Origin of the sequence: Neoakkermansia glycaniphila (assembly GCF_001683795.1) — a bacterium.
GTDB lineage: Bacteria > Verrucomicrobiota > Verrucomicrobiia > Verrucomicrobiales > Akkermansiaceae > Akkermansia > Akkermansia glycaniphila.
Genome location: NZ_LIGX01000021.1, coordinates 94,887 through 110,428 on the forward strand (window position 1 = coordinate 94,887; position 15,542 = coordinate 110,428).

Annotated in this window: 12 protein-coding genes and 2 tRNA genes; 13 read left to right on the top strand and 1 reads right to left on the bottom strand. The window is 56.7% G+C overall.

Annotated features, from left to right (window positions below; translation table 11 throughout):
* Positions 1-40 precede the first annotated feature (40 nt).
* The 6 genes from AC781_RS06530 to AC781_RS06555 all read left to right on the top strand — a co-directional run bounded on the left by AC781_RS06530 (position 41) and on the right by AC781_RS06555 (position 5,499).
* Positions 41-1,423 (top strand): replication-associated recombination protein A, encoded by a 1,383-nt coding sequence (locus tag AC781_RS06530; protein WP_067775373.1) that lies wholly within the window; start codon positions 41-43, stop codon positions 1,421-1,423.
* Between the two features lie 87 nt (positions 1,424-1,510).
* The gene (locus AC781_RS06535) at positions 1,511-2,818 is read left to right on the top strand and encodes a glutamate--tRNA ligase (RefSeq protein WP_067775376.1); all 1,308 of its coding nucleotides are present in this window, start codon (positions 1,511-1,513) and stop codon (positions 2,816-2,818) included.
* 37 nt (positions 2,819-2,855) lie between these two features.
* The gene (locus AC781_RS06540) at positions 2,856-3,428 is read left to right on the top strand and encodes a DUF1287 domain-containing protein (RefSeq protein ID WP_067775422.1); all 573 of its coding nucleotides are present in this window, start codon (positions 2,856-2,858) and stop codon (positions 3,426-3,428) included.
* Positions 3,429-3,657: 229 nt separating this feature from the next.
* A tRNA-Gly gene (locus tag AC781_RS06545) sits at positions 3,658-3,732 on the top strand.
* A gap of 35 nt (positions 3,733-3,767) precedes the next feature.
* Positions 3,768-3,842: transfer RNA gene (locus AC781_RS06550), tRNA-Gly, on the top strand.
* Positions 3,843-4,218: 376 nt separating this feature from the next.
* Positions 4,219-5,499 carry an ISL3 family transposase gene (locus AC781_RS06555; RefSeq protein WP_083076674.1) on the top strand — a complete coding sequence of 427 codons (1,281 nt, stop codon included), beginning with the start codon at positions 4,219-4,221 and terminating at the stop codon, positions 5,497-5,499.
* Positions 5,500-5,793: 294 nt separating this feature from the next.
* Here the strand turns inward: AC781_RS06555 and AC781_RS06565 are convergent, their stop codons facing one another.
* Positions 5,794-6,636: a hypothetical protein gene (locus AC781_RS06565; RefSeq protein WP_141675791.1), complete on the bottom strand. Its 843-nt coding sequence runs from the start codon at positions 6,634-6,636 to the stop codon at positions 5,794-5,796.
* A 244-nt stretch (positions 6,637-6,880) separates the two neighbouring features.
* Here AC781_RS06565 and AC781_RS06575 point away from each other — a divergent pair, with 244 nt between their 5' ends.
* The 7 genes from AC781_RS06575 (at position 6,881) to AC781_RS13680 (ending at position 15,302) form a co-directional block, all read left to right on the top strand.
* The gene (locus AC781_RS06575) at positions 6,881-8,197 is read left to right on the top strand and encodes a bifunctional UDP-3-O-[3-hydroxymyristoyl] N-acetylglucosamine deacetylase/3-hydroxyacyl-ACP dehydratase (RefSeq protein WP_067775395.1); all 1,317 of its coding nucleotides are present in this window, start codon (positions 6,881-6,883) and stop codon (positions 8,195-8,197) included.
* Between the two features lie 120 nt (positions 8,198-8,317).
* On the top strand, positions 8,318-8,503 hold the full coding sequence (gene rpmH / locus AC781_RS06580) for a 50S ribosomal protein L34 (RefSeq protein ID WP_067775397.1): 186 nt from the start codon (positions 8,318-8,320) through the stop codon (positions 8,501-8,503).
* Positions 8,504-8,590: 87 nt separating this feature from the next.
* Positions 8,591-8,971 (top strand): ribonuclease P protein component, encoded by a 381-nt coding sequence (gene rnpA, locus AC781_RS06585; protein ID WP_083076677.1) that lies wholly within the window; start codon positions 8,591-8,593, stop codon positions 8,969-8,971.
* Positions 8,968-9,216: a membrane protein insertion efficiency factor YidD gene (gene yidD, locus AC781_RS06590; RefSeq protein ID WP_067775399.1), complete on the top strand. Its 249-nt coding sequence runs from the start codon at positions 8,968-8,970 to the stop codon at positions 9,214-9,216. Before rnpA ends, yidD begins: the two co-directional genes overlap by 4 nt.
* A gap of 57 nt (positions 9,217-9,273) precedes the next feature.
* Entirely contained in the window at positions 9,274-11,169 is a 1,896-nt protein-coding gene (gene yidC / locus AC781_RS06595) for a membrane protein insertase YidC (RefSeq protein ID WP_067775401.1), read from the top strand.
* Positions 11,170-11,343: 174 nt separating this feature from the next.
* Positions 11,344-14,541 carry a transcription-repair coupling factor gene (gene mfd / locus AC781_RS06600; protein ID WP_067775434.1) on the top strand — a complete coding sequence of 1,066 codons (3,198 nt, stop codon included), beginning with the start codon at positions 11,344-11,346 and terminating at the stop codon, positions 14,539-14,541.
* Between the two features lie 53 nt (positions 14,542-14,594).
* Positions 14,595-15,302 (top strand): HNH endonuclease, encoded by a 708-nt coding sequence (locus tag AC781_RS13680; RefSeq protein ID WP_218107260.1) that lies wholly within the window; start codon positions 14,595-14,597, stop codon positions 15,300-15,302.
* Positions 15,303-15,542: the final 240 nt, after the last annotated feature.

Here is a 15,542-nt window from a genome sequence, read left to right on the forward strand (position 1 = left end):
ATACTTGCCCGCCGTGGAAACATTTCTTATACTCGCCTTGATGGATCTCTTCACGCCACACGGACGAAGCGACGACACACGCACGCAGGCCACCCCGCTCGACACCATGCCGCTGGCCGCACGCATGCGCCCCCGCACCATCGGTGAAATCGTCGGGCAGCAGCACCTCCTCGCCCCCGGCAAACTCCTCCGCCGTGCCATCGAAACCGACCGCTTCTCCTCCCTCCTCTTCTACGGCCCGCCCGGCGTCGGCAAAACCACCATCGCCTCCGTCATCGCCCAGCAGACAGCGGCCTACTTCGTCATGCTCAACGGCGTCGAATCCAACGTCTCCGAAGTACGCGACCGCATCGCCGAAGCCCGCACCCGCCAAACCCTCCACGGCCAGCGCACCATCCTCTTCGTCGACGAACTCCACCGCTTCAACAAAGCCCAGCAGGACGTCCTCCTCCCCCACCTCGAAAAAGGAGTCATCCGCTTCATCGGAGCCACCACGGAGAACCCCTACTTCGCCATCAACACCCCGCTCCTCTCCCGCTCCCAGATCTTCCCGCTGGAACCCGTCTCCGAGGAAGACATGATCGCCCTCCTCCGCCGCGCCATCGCCGACGAAGAACGCGGCTTCGGCACCCGGAACATCGACATCACGCAGGAAGCCCTCGACCACATCGCCCTCAAGGCCGACGGAGACGCCCGCAAAGCCCTCACAGCCCTCGAAGTCGCCGTCCTCTCCACCGATGCGGACGCACAGGGAATCATCCTCATCGACCTCGCCGTCGCCGAAGAATCCATCCAGAAAAAAGCCGTCCGCTACGACCGAGGGGGCGACGGACACTACGACACCATCTCCGCCTTCATCAAATCCATGCGCGGCTCCGACCCGGACGCCGCCCTCTACTGGCTCGCCGTCATGCTCAACGCCGGGGAAGACCCGCGCTTCATTGCACGCCGCATCGTCATCGCCGCCAGTGAAGACGTCGGCCTTGCCGACTCGAACGCCCTCCGCGTCGCCCTCGATGCCGCCCGCGCCGTCGAAATGATCGGCATGCCCGAAGCCCGCATCAACCTTGCCCACGCCACCGTCTACCTCGCCACCGCCCCCAAAAGCAACTCCGCCTACCTCGGCATCGACATGGCCCTCAAAGACGTACGTGAAGGCAAAACCCTCGCCGTACCCGCCCACCTCTCCACCCCCACGCGCAAAAAACTCGCCAAAGCCGGAGGCGCCGACGACGCCGACCTCCAATACAAATACGCCCACGACTACGACGAACACTACGTCCCCCAGGCCTACCTCCCCGAAGGCCGCATCTACTACACCCCCACCGCCAACGGCCTCGAACTCCGCATCGGCGAACGCATGGCACACCTCCGCAGCCTGCGCGACCGGCAGCCTGCTCCGCCCCAACAACCTCCGCACTGAACCGCCCCTCCGGCACAGCGCGGCATCACCGCCGAAAAAACACCCTTTCGGCTTGAAATCGTCCCATCCGTGGCGTATCGTCCCCGTATGAGCACCACAGTACGCACACGCTTCGCACCATCGCCCACCGGATACCTGCACATCGGCGGCGCGCGCACCGCACTCTTCAACTACCTCTTCGCCCGCAAAATGGGCGGCACCTTCGTCCTCCGCATTGAAGACACCGACCACGAACGCCACGTCGAAGACGCCACCCGCGCCATCTTCGCAGGCATGGAATGGCTCGGCCTCGACTGGGACGAAGGCCACGGCAAAGGCGGCGACTACGGCCCCTACTTCCAAAGCCAGCGCGACGGCATCTACGACGCCTACTTCCAGAAACTCATGGCCACCGGCCGCGTCTACGAACAGGATGGCGCATGGCGCTTCCGCTTCACCCGCGACGGCATCGTCACCCTCCACGACCTCATCTGCGGAGACATCTCCGTCGACTACTCCAACGAAGACAACACCCCGGACATGGTCGTCAAACGCTCGGATGGCTCCTACATCTTCCACTTCGTCAACGTCGTCGACGACATCGAAATGGAAATCACCCACGTCATCCGCGGGGAAGACCACATCATGAACACCTTCAAGCACATCCAGCTCTTCGAGGCGTTCGGAGTCACCCCCCCGGCCTACGCGCACATCCCCCTCATCCAGAACCCGGACGGCTCCAAAATGTCCAAACGCGACGTAGGCGCCGCCCTCGGCACCTACCCCGAAGACGGCTTCGTCCCCGACGCCGTCGTCAACTTCATCGCCCTCCTCGGCTGGTCGCCCAAGGATGATACCGAAATCTTCACCAAAGAAGAACTCATCCAGCGCTTCAGCCTCGAAGCCGTCAACCGCTCCGCCGCCAAATTCGACATCGCCAAATGCAAATGGATGAACCAGCAGCACATCCTCCGCATGGCTCCCGACCGCTTCGTCGAAATGGCCCTCCCCTTCTGCCTCGCAGCCGGCATGCAGGACACCCCCGTCCTCCGCATGGCCATCCCGAGCGTCCAGACCAAAGTCCAGCTCCTCAGCGAAGTACCCGCGCACCTCGGCTTCATCGAAACCCTCGAATACGAACAGGAAGCCCTCGGCAAACTCCAGCCCAACGCCCCCGAACTCCTCGCAACCTTCGCCCAGACCATCGAACACATGACCATCTTCGACGGCCACGAAGCCGTCTCCCTCATCAAACCCCTTGCCAAGGAACGCGGCCTCAAACCCGGAGCCATCATGTTCCCCGTCCGCATCGCCCTCACCGGCTCCCATGCAGGCCCCGACCTCGGAGACATCATCGCCATCCTCGGCCGGGATGAAACCCTCCGGCGCCTGCGCCTCCTCCAACTCCCGGCCTGACCGCCGCACGCCACTCCAACCCAAACCCCACTACCCCATGAACCCCATCCGCACCTGCCTTGCCTTCATACCCGCCTTGCTCGCCGTCTGCACGGCGGACACACTGCCCGAACACGCCCGCGAGCAAATCGGTGTCACCGTCACCTACGACCCCTCCTACGTCTCCCTCCCCTACCCGGGAGGCGACGTCGCCCAGGATCGCGGAGTCTGCACCGACGTCGTCATCCGCGCCATGCGCCGCAAAGGCCTCGACCTCCAGAAAGCCGTCCATGAAGACATGAAGGCCAACTTCTCGCGCTACCCCCGCCAATGGGGGCTCAAACGCCCCGACAAAAACATCGACCACCGCCGCGTCCCCAACCTCATGACCTTCATGTCGCGTCGCGGCTGGAGCCTCCCCGTCACCAAAAACCCGGCGGACTACCTGCCCGGCGACATCATCACCTGCACCGTCCCACCCAACCTCCCCCACATCGCCATCGTCTCCGACCGGAAAAATGCCGAAGGCACTCCCCTCATCATCCACAACATCGGCAGCGGCACACAGGAAGAAGACATGCTCTTCACCTTCCCCCTCACCGGACACTATCGCCCCTCCTGGAGCAAATAACGCCCTCCTTGCGTCACCTGCCTCGCCGCACGGCACAGCCCGACAGGCAACAACTCACCCTGCACGAACATCACACAATCAAGCAACAACGCAAACAGACACACACAAACCCGAAAAACTCGAAAAAAAGACTTGCAAACATCGGGAAAACATGTAGAATCTCTCCCGCAACAAGCCCCCTTCCGGGCAACTTGCAACAACCTGTGAACCAAACGGTTCACGCATCCAAGCGGATGTAGCTCAGGGGTAGAGCGCAACCTTGCCAAGGTTGATGTCGTGGGTTCGAATCCCATCATCCGCTCCATTTATACCTGTGAACCAAAAAGTTCACGCATCCAAGCGGATGTAGCTCAGGGGTAGAGCGCAACCTTGCCAAGGTTGATGTCGTGGGTTCGAATCCCATCATCCGCTCCATTCTTTCGCCTTCTTGAACACAGGAAGGCTTTTTTATTTTAAGCCTCTCCCTGCACGAAACCTGAACGCAAGCACTCACGGTCAGGAAAACGAATAAACTTGTACCGGCGATAGCCGACTCATTCCGAGCTATCGCATCCCAACACTCGCCGGCCCTTCCTTCCCGAGCCACTAGCCCGGCCCGAACCTGGTCCTTGTTGTGACTTCGCGGAACCCTTGCATGAAAATCGACCCTGATAAAACGATTGATGCACCATCAGCCGCTTGAAATCCGAACGGGCATAATGCCACAGCGTCACGAGAACAAACACCATCACCAGTAAAACACACCATAAAAGAAAAGCGACAAAAGAGGGCTCTCCGTTAAAATCGGTGGATGACCACCAAAGGAAGCAAAAAGGAAGCAATCAGCAACGCACAAAATCAAGCCCCCCGACAAAATGAATTGAGCATGGAGGGACGTATCCCTGCCATGCCCTGTGTGTATCATCGAAACTTCAGAATACTTCGCACCTACGGCCTACGGCAAGCCAAAACTTCGCGTGTTGAATACATCTCTCCACGACGCGTGGTCTGCCCCCAATGTGGGAAGAGCAGCTTAAAACTCTACGACCACTACTCGCGTCAAGCTGCCTTCATCAATGATGAAGGAGCAAAAAGAACATTTCTCATCCAAGCAAAACGCTACAAATGCCAACACTGCACCTACCTCTTTCGCGAACCCATCGAAGGCTTGCTGCCCAAAAAGAGAAGCAGCGAACAATATCGCAAAGCCATCACTCACGAATACATCAAAAACGTCAACAACAAAACCATATCGAAAGAATTCGGTGTATCCCCCAGCACAGTGGAACGCATCATCCACGAACGATTTGAACTCAAAATCAAAGAATCCTTAAACTACCCCGCCCCCCTCATGATCGGCATCGACGAACACACCATCCACAAGGGACGCAAGTTTGCCACCACCATCGCCGACCTGGGCAACCACCGCATCTACGACATCATCGAAGGCAAATCCCTTGCTCAAGTAGAAAGAACCTTAAAAACTTACAAAAACAGAGACAAAGTACAAATGGTCTGCATGGACCTAAGCTCAAGCTACAGAAACATCGTCCGCAAATGCTTCCCCAACGCCAAAATAGTAGCGGATCGCTTCCACGTCATCCGCATGATCCAGCACCACTTTATGGAATTCTGCAAACAAGCTCAGCAAACCATACGCTGGAAACGCCTCATCATCCATCCCCTGAGAAAAAGAACCTGCAACCTCACCTCCCGGGAAAAGCAAACCTTGCATCAACTCTTTGAACTCAACCCCGCTATTGGCATCTCTCATCACTTCAAGGAACAACTCTGTGACCTCTTGAGAATCAAAACGCAGAATGTAAAGCAATGCAAACGAAACATACGAAAACTCAGGGAAATGATGCTCATGCTCACTCATCAGGCTCCGCCTGAAATGAAGAAAATAGGACTCACCATCAGGAAATGGTATGCCCCCATCATCAGAATGTGGAGATACCTCCAAAACAACGGAATTACGGAAGGCTTCCATCGAAAAATGAAACTCATCCAGCGCCGGGCTTATGGGTTTCGCAACTTTCAAAACTACCGCCTCAGAGTACTGGTCGAATGCGGAGGGTTTAATCTATGATTTTCTCTCTATAATCCATCTTCCCACCGATTTTGCCGTTGACCCCAAAAGAGTGCCCAAGATGAAAGGAACCTCCGATATCTTGATCCACAGCATCGGCATACGACCCCAAACACATCACAAGACAGCTTATGCCTGAAAAGAAAAACAACTTGGATACATAGATGGAGAAGCATCGGCGAAGACAAGGAATACAAGCTTGCACGATCAGCAACACCGTCACCGCACACCAGAAAACGAACCAATCCCAGAAACTCAAGGAATGAAAAAATCCACTTATCATCAACAGCATAATCACAACCGTAGGAAATCTCGTTTTTCACACAAGCACACAGCCCCCAACCTCTCACACTGACGTAACTCCCGGAGACCAACCGGCAACACCGTACCATGATGTCCATTATCGAAAGGTACAGTCATATCTTCGATCCTGAACCCTATTCTTTCCATCTCCCTATAAAGCATCCAGCACTCGTCCGAAGCAACCTTGTGCATCAGATGAACGGTAAAAGCATTCTTCAAATCGGCATGCCTCTTCAATTGTTCCAGAGAAGCATAGCGTATTCCAACATATTCGAACTCAACCTTCCCTTTGGAACACCACACGCGAATGGACCGGTTCGTCCCCGTATCGGCATACTTGAGCAACTCGATCAATTGATAATACTGCTCGTCCGGCAACACGAGATCCGCCCATGCATTGGATCGTCGCTGTGCATCAGATGCCGAACAGACCCGAGCCAAAGACACCCTGCCAGCCTCCTTGCCGTGAATATCCAGAAACACAAGATCGGGAGGCATTCGGAAAAAATCGACATCCGCATCCAACCGGCGAAGAACACCGGAACGGCTATCCTCCCTCAAAATCTTCACCACCTCCTTCGTTCGCGCTGGATCGATCATCTCCGAAGGCGAACTTCTGTCGATCCATTCAAGCCTGATCGCAGCTGTCCGCTTCAGCACTGCCACCAAATCATCCTTCGCCACCTTCCCTCGCCGCACCATGGCAACAGCCTTCTTCTCCTTGGAATCCGAAGAAAAAGAAGCACACATACAGCACGATAACGAGCCGCAAACCAGCCAGAATATCCTGAACATATCAATATGGGTAATTGGAGTATTGGAAACAGCCGACATAAAAATGCCCAGCAGCTTCCATCTACAACAATCATACCCCATGCAACACCTGAGACAAGACAAAACTCGCGCAGACAACCGGCAGCTCACTCCGTTTCACGTCATCCCTTTCTCATCGATGCCAGACACCATCTTTTCACGCCAACAGCACCGAACCGCGTCAGCAAAAGGATTACTTTTAGCCACGCCTTCCTCTCTATTTAGACTTCACAGGCAAATGGAAATAAGATAGAATACCGCCAGTATGTCAGCCACCAATCAAAGAACCTTAGCAAAAAGCGCCTCGCTCGAAGGCACATCCCTGCACACGGGCCAGCCCGTCACCCTGACACTCAACCCCGCCCCGGCTGATTCCGGTTTGAAATTCCGCCGCGTCGACCTGCCCGACCAACCCTTCATCGCCGCCGATGTAGACAAGGTTCAGACCGTCGAACGCGCCACCACGCTCGCCGAAGGCTCCGTCAAGGTTCACACCGTCGAACACATCCTCTCCGCCCTCACGGGCATGGGCGTCGACAACGCCATCATCGAAATGGACGCCAACGAGCCCCCCATTGCGGACGGCTCCTCACGCCCCTACGTCGAACTCATCAAATCGGCCGGCATCGTCGAACAGGATGCTCCCCGCCGCGTCTGGCAAATCCGTCAGCCCGTCACCATCGAAACCAAAGGCGGCTCCATCCTCACCGTCCTTCCCTCGAAAGACTTCCGCATCTCCGTCACCTGCGTCGGCCCGGAAGGCCGCTTCACCCAGTACTTCGACGCCGTCATCACGCCGGAAACCTACGAAGCCGAACTCTCACCCGCGCGCACCTTCTGCTTCTACGAAGACGTCGCCCCCCTCATCGAAAAAGGCCTCATCAAAGGCGGCAGCATCGAAAACGCCATCGTCCTCAAAGGCGACCAGATCCTCAGCAAAGAACCCCTCCGCTTCCACAACGAACTGGCCCGCCACAAGGCCATGGACATGATCGGCGACCTCATCCTCAACGGCCGCCGCATCCTCGGCCACGTCATCGCCATCATGCCGGGCCACGGACCGAACACCCAGCTTGCAGCCAAGCTCAAGAAGGAATACAGCAACATGCAATCCCTTCTGCCCAAGCCTGCCGACATCCCCACCGGCGAAGCCGTACTCGACACCCGCGAAGTCATGAAACTTCTGCCGCACCGCTACCCCTTCCTCATGGTGGACCGCATCATCGGCTTTGAAGGAGAAACCAAGTGCATCGGCCAGAAAAACCTCACCATGAACGAGCTCTTCTTCCAGGGCCACTTCCCGGAACACCCCGTCATGCCCGGTGTACTTCAGGTTGAAGCCATGGCGCAGGTAGCCTCCATCCTCATGCTCCGCATCCCCGGCAACCAAGGCAAAATCGGCTACTTCATGAGTGCGGACAAAGTCAAATTCCGCCGCCCCGTCATCCCCGGCGACATCCTCATCATCGAAACGGAACTCGTCAAAATGCGCGGAGCCATCGGCCAAGCTATCGGCCGCTGCCTCGTCAACGGTGAAATCACCGCCGAAGCGGAACTCAAATTCATCGTTCAGGACGCATAAAAAGCCCAAAAACGAGGATGACGTCTTGACATGCGGGAAAAATCGGTTATGATTCCTCACCCGGTCGTGTGTCAAGCGGCTCCGACGGACGTATTAACTTAACATCGATCTTTTACTGATATGAGCAAGAGAACCTACCAGCCTTCCAAGCGCTGCCGCAAGCGCCAGTTCGGATTCCGTGCACGCATGGCCACCAAGAACGGCCAGGACATCCTTCGCCGCCGTCGCGCCAAAGGCCGCAAGCGCCTCCTTCCCAAGGGCGCCGAAGTGCACTACAAGCGCCACACCATCCAGCACGGCCGCTAAGCCTTACGTCAATAAAAGACATAGGCTTCCACCGGAAGCTTATGTCCTTGTTGAACAAGGAGCACCTCCCGGAGCGCCCTGTGAACGATGCGATTGACACGCCGGCAAAGTATGACGCGAGCCTATGAGTTCGCCAAGGTACGTTCGGACGGAGCATCTTCCGCGGGGCGCCTTCTTGTATTGAGCGCAGCCGCTCTACCCGATCCGGCCACCGAATCCCGGTTCGGCATCATCTGCACGAAGAAAGTCGGCAACGCCGTCCTTCGCAACCTGTTGCGCCGCCGCATCCGGGAAATCCTTCGCCAGCACGGCGCACCCCTTGCCTCAGGATACCATGTCGTCGTCATACTGCGTTGGCGTGCAGCGGAAGCGGACTACGCCCATCTGGACAAAGACTTCCGCAAAACGCTGCTCCGACTGCAAACGCAGTTGAATGCCAAACGAACTCCGGCCCCCTGCACTGCATGAAGCACGTGATCCGCCTCCTGATAGCCTTCTATCGCCACGTCATCCGCAGACCCTTGCACATCCTCTGCGGCCCCGGCAGCGGATGCCGCTTCACCCCCTCATGCTCGGAATACTTCATGCAGGCCGTCAACGCGCACGGCGCATGGAAAGGCTCGGCACTCGGCATTCGCCGCATCCTCAAATGCAACCCTTGGGGCCCCATGGGCTACGATCCGGTACCTCCGGCCAAAACGCCCAAACCGTAACCCTTCCCCCCAGCATCACCCCTCCGATTTTCACGATACACCACCATCAGACATACCATGGATAAAAAAGCTTGGATCATCGTCATCCTGTGTTGCGCCTGCCTCGGCCTGAGCCTGTACTACAGCGACCAAAACCAGAAAATCAAAGAACAGAATGCACAGCTGGCAGCGGCCAAACAGCCCACCATGCAAACGCAGCCCTCCGCCGCTCCTGCGGCACCTGCAGCCGAAACCGCAACAGCCACTGCCGAAACCGCCGCTGCACCGTCCACCCGCTTCACCCCCAAAACCATTGCCACCCTCGTCTCCAAAGACAACGGCAAGGACATCGCCAAATTCGCCTTCTCCAACAAGGGCGGCTCGCTCGAATACGTCGAAATCTGCGAACAGCAAATCAACAGCCAAACCGTTCCGGACCATCACGTCCGCATCAATGAAGACAGCCCGGTCGGCATCGGCTCCATCGCCTACAACCTCAGCGGCCACGCCGCCCCCCTGTACGACGAAACAGAATACACCCTCCTTGACTCCTCCCCCACCACAGTACGCCTCCTCGGCAAATCTCCGGACGGCAAACTCGGCATCATCAAGGAATACAGCCTCAAGCCCGCCGCCAAGGACGACGAAAAAAGCAACCTCTACACAGTCTCCCTCAAAATCACCATGGAGAACATCTCCAAGGAACGAGTGAGCCATCGTGACATCGGCATCATGGCTGGCGGCGGCTACCCCATCGCCAAAAACGAAAATGCAGACGCCTACACAAACCTCGTCTACCAAGCCGACGGCGATTACGAACACGAAGCGCCTTCCTACTTCAAGGGCGGATGGTTCAGCGATGCCAAGGACCGCGAATTCAAAACACTCAACAACATCACATGGGGCGGCGTCATGAACCAGTACTACGCCACCCTCCTCATCCCCGGCAAAGACTCCACGGGCGAAGCCATCTACACCGCCCCCCGCCACTTCAAACTGAAACATGAAAACAGCTATGGAGTCAACGGCGTCGAATTCGCCATCCTCATGCCTGCCATCGACCTCCGCCCGGTCGAAGGAGAACACCGCGGCGACCAGAAAACCGTCCAGTACGACATCTACGCCGGCCCCAAACTCAACCAATACCTGAGCGGCATGCCCAACCAGCTTGACTCCATCATGGGCTACGGCTGGCTCTGGATCCTTGCAGCACCGATGAACTGGCTGCTCAACCTCTTCCACGGCTGGCTCGGCAACTGGGGCTGGTCCATCGTCTGCATGACCATCGTCGTACGCCTCCTTATCTGGCCGCTGCACAAAAAATCGTACATGTCCATGAAGCGCATGTCGCTCATGCAGCCCAAAATGAAAGAGCTCAAGGAAAAGTACGGCGACGACAAGCAGAAAATCAACATGGAAATGATGAAACTGTACCAGCAGTACGGCATCAATCCCGCCAGCGGCTGCCTGCCCATGCTCCTGCAGATCCCCATCTTCTTCGCCTTCTACCGCGTACTTCAATACTCCGCAGAACTGCGCGGCCAAGGATTCCTCGGCTGGATCCACGACCTCTCCCTGCCGGACACCGTCGCCACCCTCCCCATCATGGGCTGGGACCTGCCGATCAACATCCTTCCCATCATCATGGCCGCTACCATGATCATCCAGATGAAACTCACGCCGAAGGCGGGCGACCCCACGCAGCAGAAAATCATGGCCTTCATGCCCTGGATATTCTTCTTCTTCTGCTACAACTTCGCCAGCGCCCTCGCCCTCTACTGGACAGTGCAAAACCTCATCTCCATCGGCCAATCCTACATCATCCGCCGCCTGCCCATGCCTGAGCTGACCAAACAGCCCAAGAAAAAAGGCGGCTTCCTCCAGCGCATGATGGAAGCCCAGAAAGCCGCTCTGGAAGAACAGCAGAAACGCGCACAAGGCCAGTGCCCCATGCGCAACGTCACGAAAAAATAACACAGGCACTCCAACCTGACGAAAAAGCCGGAAGCCCCCCTTCCGGCTTTTTTGCAGCCACGCCGCCCGCTTTACAAAAAGGCGGCGGCATGCTTCAATAAATGCACACTTGAGGCTATCCCTCATCCTTTTGCATGGCAGCAAGGAAAACGGAACAGCCTCGACACCTTCGCCATGATACAGGAACTCCTTGCCCGCGTCGCACGCACAGCGGCATTTCGCCGGAAATTGTCCGTTCTGGGCAAGGAAAACACGCGCAACACTCCTGTCATCTTCGAACAAACTCCTCCGGCGGCGCTCTCCTTCCTCATCTCCCTCATCGCCTCCACTGCCGGGCCGAAACAGCGCATCTGGATACTCACACCCGACCTCCCCCGGCAGGAACGCCTCGCAGCCGAACTCCCCATCTGGAAACAAGGCCACACACTCTTCCTCCCCGAACAGGAAATCCACATCAACAACGGACTCTCCGACCCCGACCTCCTCGCCGAACGCCTCGACATCCTTCAAAAACTCTCCCTGCCCTCCGAAGAACGACAACTCGTCGTCCTCACGGAAACCGCACTCATGCAGGATGCCCCCGCCTCCAGCACCATCGAAGAACAAACCTCATACTTCAGCATCGGCGACACCATCGAGCAAAATGCGCTCATCGCCATGCTCACCGAAGCCGGATTCGAACGCAGCGACCAGGTCATCGCACGCGGGCAGTGGTCCGTCCGGGGCGGCATCGTCGACGTATTCCCGTTGCAAGCCCCCCACCCCCTCCGCATCGAACTCTTCGGCGACACCATCGAATCCATCCGAGCCTTCGACATCGACTCCCAGCTATCCTTCAAAAAACTCAAAGGAGCTCAACTCCTCCTCTCCGAACCTCCGTCCAAACAAAAACTCAAAAACTGGATCAGCCCCGACGACTGGATCATCTCCACCCCCGACTGCCGGGAAAGCGGCAACATCGTCATCCTCGAAACGCCTCCGGAAGACATACCCGACGCCGCCGAACTCGACCGCCCGCAAAACAACGACAAAACCGCCTTCTACGGTACCCCGCTCGGCAGCTTCGACACCGGCGACTTCGTCATGCAGGAGGCCAAACGCAACTACGCGCACGGCCAGCTTGAAAAATGGAACAGGCAGGCATGGGAAATCGCCATCTTCTTTCCCCATCCCGGAGAAGAAAAACGCTTCCGCGAAATCTGCGGCAACGACCCCGCATGGGAACGCGTTCACCACTGCCAGGGTGAACTGCCGCACGGCTTCACCGCCCCGGGAGCCAAACTCGCCGTCCTCTCCTCCTCCGAACTCTTCGGCCGCTACACCACGCCACAGGCCCGCAAACGCGCTGATCGCGAAGACGCCGCACGCCGCGAACGCGCCCAAACACCCCTCCGCGAAATCCTCCCCGGCGACCTCGTCATCCACGCCTCCCACGGCCTCGGCAAATACATCGGCATCGACAAAAGCCCCGACACCGGCGAAGAAGAAATGTACATCGAATACCGGGGAGGAGTCAAACTCGGCATCCCCATCCGGCAATCACACCTCGTCTCCAAATACATCGGACTCGGCACCAAAACGCCCGAACTCAGCAAACTCGGGGACGCCAAATGGGTACGCGCCTGCAAAGCCGCCGAAAAAGCAGTCGCCGACTACGCCGCCCAACTCCTCGAAGTACAGGCCGAACGCGAAACCAACCAGGGCTACGCCCACCCGGCAGACTCCGCCTGGATGTGGGAATTCGAATCCTCCTTCCCCTACCGCGAAACGCCGGACCAGCTGCGAGCCATCCAGCAAGCCAAGGCGGACATGGAATCCCCGCGCCCCATGGACCGCCTCATCTGCGGCGACGTAGGCTTCGGCAAAACGGAAGTCGCCATCCGCGCCGCCTTCAAATGCATCACGGGAGGCAAACAGGCCGCCATCCTCGTACCCACCACCGTCCTTGCCGACCAGCACGGCCGCAGCTTCAAAGCGCGCATGAGCGAATACCCCGTACGCATCGAAATACTCAGCCGCTTCACCCCCGCCAAAAAAGAAAAGGAAATCCTGCAAGGCCTCGCCAACGGCTCCGTCGACATCGTCGTCGGCACCCACCGCCTCATCTCCAAAGACATTCGCTTCAAAAACCTCGGCCTCGTCGTCATCGACGAAGAACAACGCTTCGGCGTTCGGCACAAAGAACAATTCAAAACGAACTTCCGAGCCGTCGACATGCTCACCCTCTCCGCCACCCCCATTCCGCGCACCCTCTACATCGCCCTCATGGGCGCACGCGACATGAGCACCATCGACACCGCTCCCCTCAACCGCCTCCCCGTACAAACCGCCGTCTGCCCCTACGACGAAAAACTCATCAAAGATGCCATCGAACGCGAACTCAAACGCGGCGGACAGGTCTTCTTCCTCCACAACCGCGTCCAAACCATCGACCACATGGCTCACCAACTCCACCAGCTCGTCCCCAAAGCCCGTATCGTCATCGGCCACGGACAAATGGACAAAAGCGACCTTGAAAACGTCATGGGGCAATTCGTACGCGGAGAAGCGGACATCCTCCTCTCCACCACCATCATCGAAAGCGGCATCGACATCCCCAACGCCAACACCATCATCATCGACCGCGCCGACCGCTTCGGCCTCGCCGACCTCTACCAGCTCCGAGGCCGCGTAGGCCGTGCAGGCCACCGCGCCTACGCCTACCTCCTCCTCCCGAGACACGCCCTCACCACCGGAGACGCCCGAAAACGCGTCTCCGCCATCAAACAATACACCGAACTCGGCTCCGGCTTCAAAATCGCCATGCGCGACCTCGAAATCCGCGGAGCCGGCAACCTCCTCGGCACCCAGCAAAGCGGCCACATCGCCGCCATAGGCTTCGAACTATACTGCCAGCTCCTCCGGCAATCCATCGAACGCCTCCAGGGCAAAACACCCACCCTCCGCACCGACTCCACCCTCAAAGCCGACTTCATCTGCTGGAGCGAAGCCAAAATGACCATCCAGGAAAGCCGCAAAGGCATCATCGGCACCTACCTTCCCTCGGCCTACATGGAATCCACCCGCACCCGCATTGCGGCCTACAAAGACCTTGCCAACGCCACCCACCTGAACGACCTCGACCAACTCCAGAAACACTGGATCGACCGCTTCGGTTCTCTCCCCGCAGAAGCCGAAAACCTCCTGCAATGCCAGCGCATCAAACTCCTGGCCTCCCGCGCCAACATCGCTCAGGTCGAAATCGTCGGCCAAAAACTCATGCTCACCCGCAACCGCGACTACATCCTCCTCGAAGGCCGCTTCCCCCGCCTCAAAAAACTCCACCCCGTCGATAAACTGCGGGAAGTATTGGAATTGCTGCTCACTCTCTAAAATATTATTCCCGACCAAAGATAACCATGATGCAAACAATTCCTTCTCAAATTATGGAAAAAGAATTCTATCTATTCCTACAAAACAAAGCTTTAAAACCTCGCACATGTCAAAGCTACATCAATGCCATCAAAAATAAAATCTCAAACTATTTACAAAACGAAAAAATTCTTGCCCATAATCACACCCTATTCCATATAAACGATCCTGCTCTTTTATTTGCGATACAACACGGCTTTGAACTTTCCGAAAGTTTCCGGGAATCCAATATTATTGGACACAATATGTACAGTTGCGCATTAGGCCATTATATCCAATTCATTCATTCGTACACAAAAGACAATCCATCCTCCATCATCAAAGAACAAACCGCACTGATTGTACGAACAGAGGGTGGCAGAAGAGTTGTAGTATCAACTCTGATTGAACGCAATCCTGCATTGAGAAATGCCGCTATCGCCATACATGGCACAACATGCTTAGGTTGTGGATTTAATTTTGGAGAGACGTACGGTACATACGGAGAGGGATACATTGAGATCCATCATGTTTATCCTCTTGGTAAAGAAACACGGTACGTCAAAACATCCGTAGCAACTGATTTAATCCCTTTGTGCTCCAATTGCCATTGTATGGTTCATCACAAAAAAGATTATGTACTCACTCTGAACGAGCTACAAATGATACTAAAGTCACCTCAAAGTCGCAGTTCTGTAACTTATACAACAGGTATTTCCCTATCAGGCGAGCTCCTCCAATAACCAGACCTTCTTCACAGCGGCATCACTGGATATAACGATGCGAATGGCTTTCACCTCCACCATATCAATCACCCTTTTATCTTCGCACCGCGAAAGGTGAACGTATGCGCGAGCATTCAGGTATTGAGAAGGATGAAATGAAACAGGGCGATAATGGAAACAGCATCGGTGAAGATACCCTCATTGCCCACAACAACGGCAACGAAATCGGTCTGCACGACCTGGCGGGCAATGTACAGG

Excerpts from the sequence above, each read along its gene's own strand:
- AC781_RS06540 (WP_067775422.1), top strand. The coding sequence starts at position 2,856 with ATGAACCCCATCCGCACCTGCCTTGCCTTCATACCCGCCTTGCTCGCC.
- AC781_RS06535 (WP_067775376.1), top strand. The coding sequence starts at position 1,511 with ATGAGCACCACAGTACGCACACGCTTCGCACCATCGCCCACCGGATAC.
- AC781_RS13680 (WP_218107260.1), top strand. The coding sequence starts at position 14,595 with ATGGAAAAAGAATTCTATCTATTCCTACAAAACAAAGCTTTAAAACCT.
- yidC (WP_067775401.1), top strand. The coding sequence starts at position 9,274 with ATGGATAAAAAAGCTTGGATCATCGTCATCCTGTGTTGCGCCTGCCTC.
- AC781_RS06555 (WP_083076674.1), top strand. The coding sequence starts at position 4,219 with ATGACCACCAAAGGAAGCAAAAAGGAAGCAATCAGCAACGCACAAAAT.
- AC781_RS06530 (WP_067775373.1), top strand. The coding sequence starts at position 41 with ATGGATCTCTTCACGCCACACGGACGAAGCGACGACACACGCACGCAG.
- rnpA (WP_083076677.1), top strand. The coding sequence starts at position 8,591 with ATGCGATTGACACGCCGGCAAAGTATGACGCGAGCCTATGAGTTCGCC.
- AC781_RS06565 (WP_141675791.1), bottom strand. The coding sequence starts at position 6,636 with ATGTCGGCTGTTTCCAATACTCCAATTACCCATATTGATATGTTCAGG.
- AC781_RS06575 (WP_067775395.1), top strand. The coding sequence starts at position 6,881 with ATGTCAGCCACCAATCAAAGAACCTTAGCAAAAAGCGCCTCGCTCGAA.
- yidD (WP_067775399.1), top strand. The coding sequence starts at position 8,968 with ATGAAGCACGTGATCCGCCTCCTGATAGCCTTCTATCGCCACGTCATC.
- rpmH (WP_067775397.1), top strand. The coding sequence starts at position 8,318 with ATGAGCAAGAGAACCTACCAGCCTTCCAAGCGCTGCCGCAAGCGCCAG.
- mfd (WP_067775434.1), top strand. The coding sequence starts at position 11,344 with ATGATACAGGAACTCCTTGCCCGCGTCGCACGCACAGCGGCATTTCGC.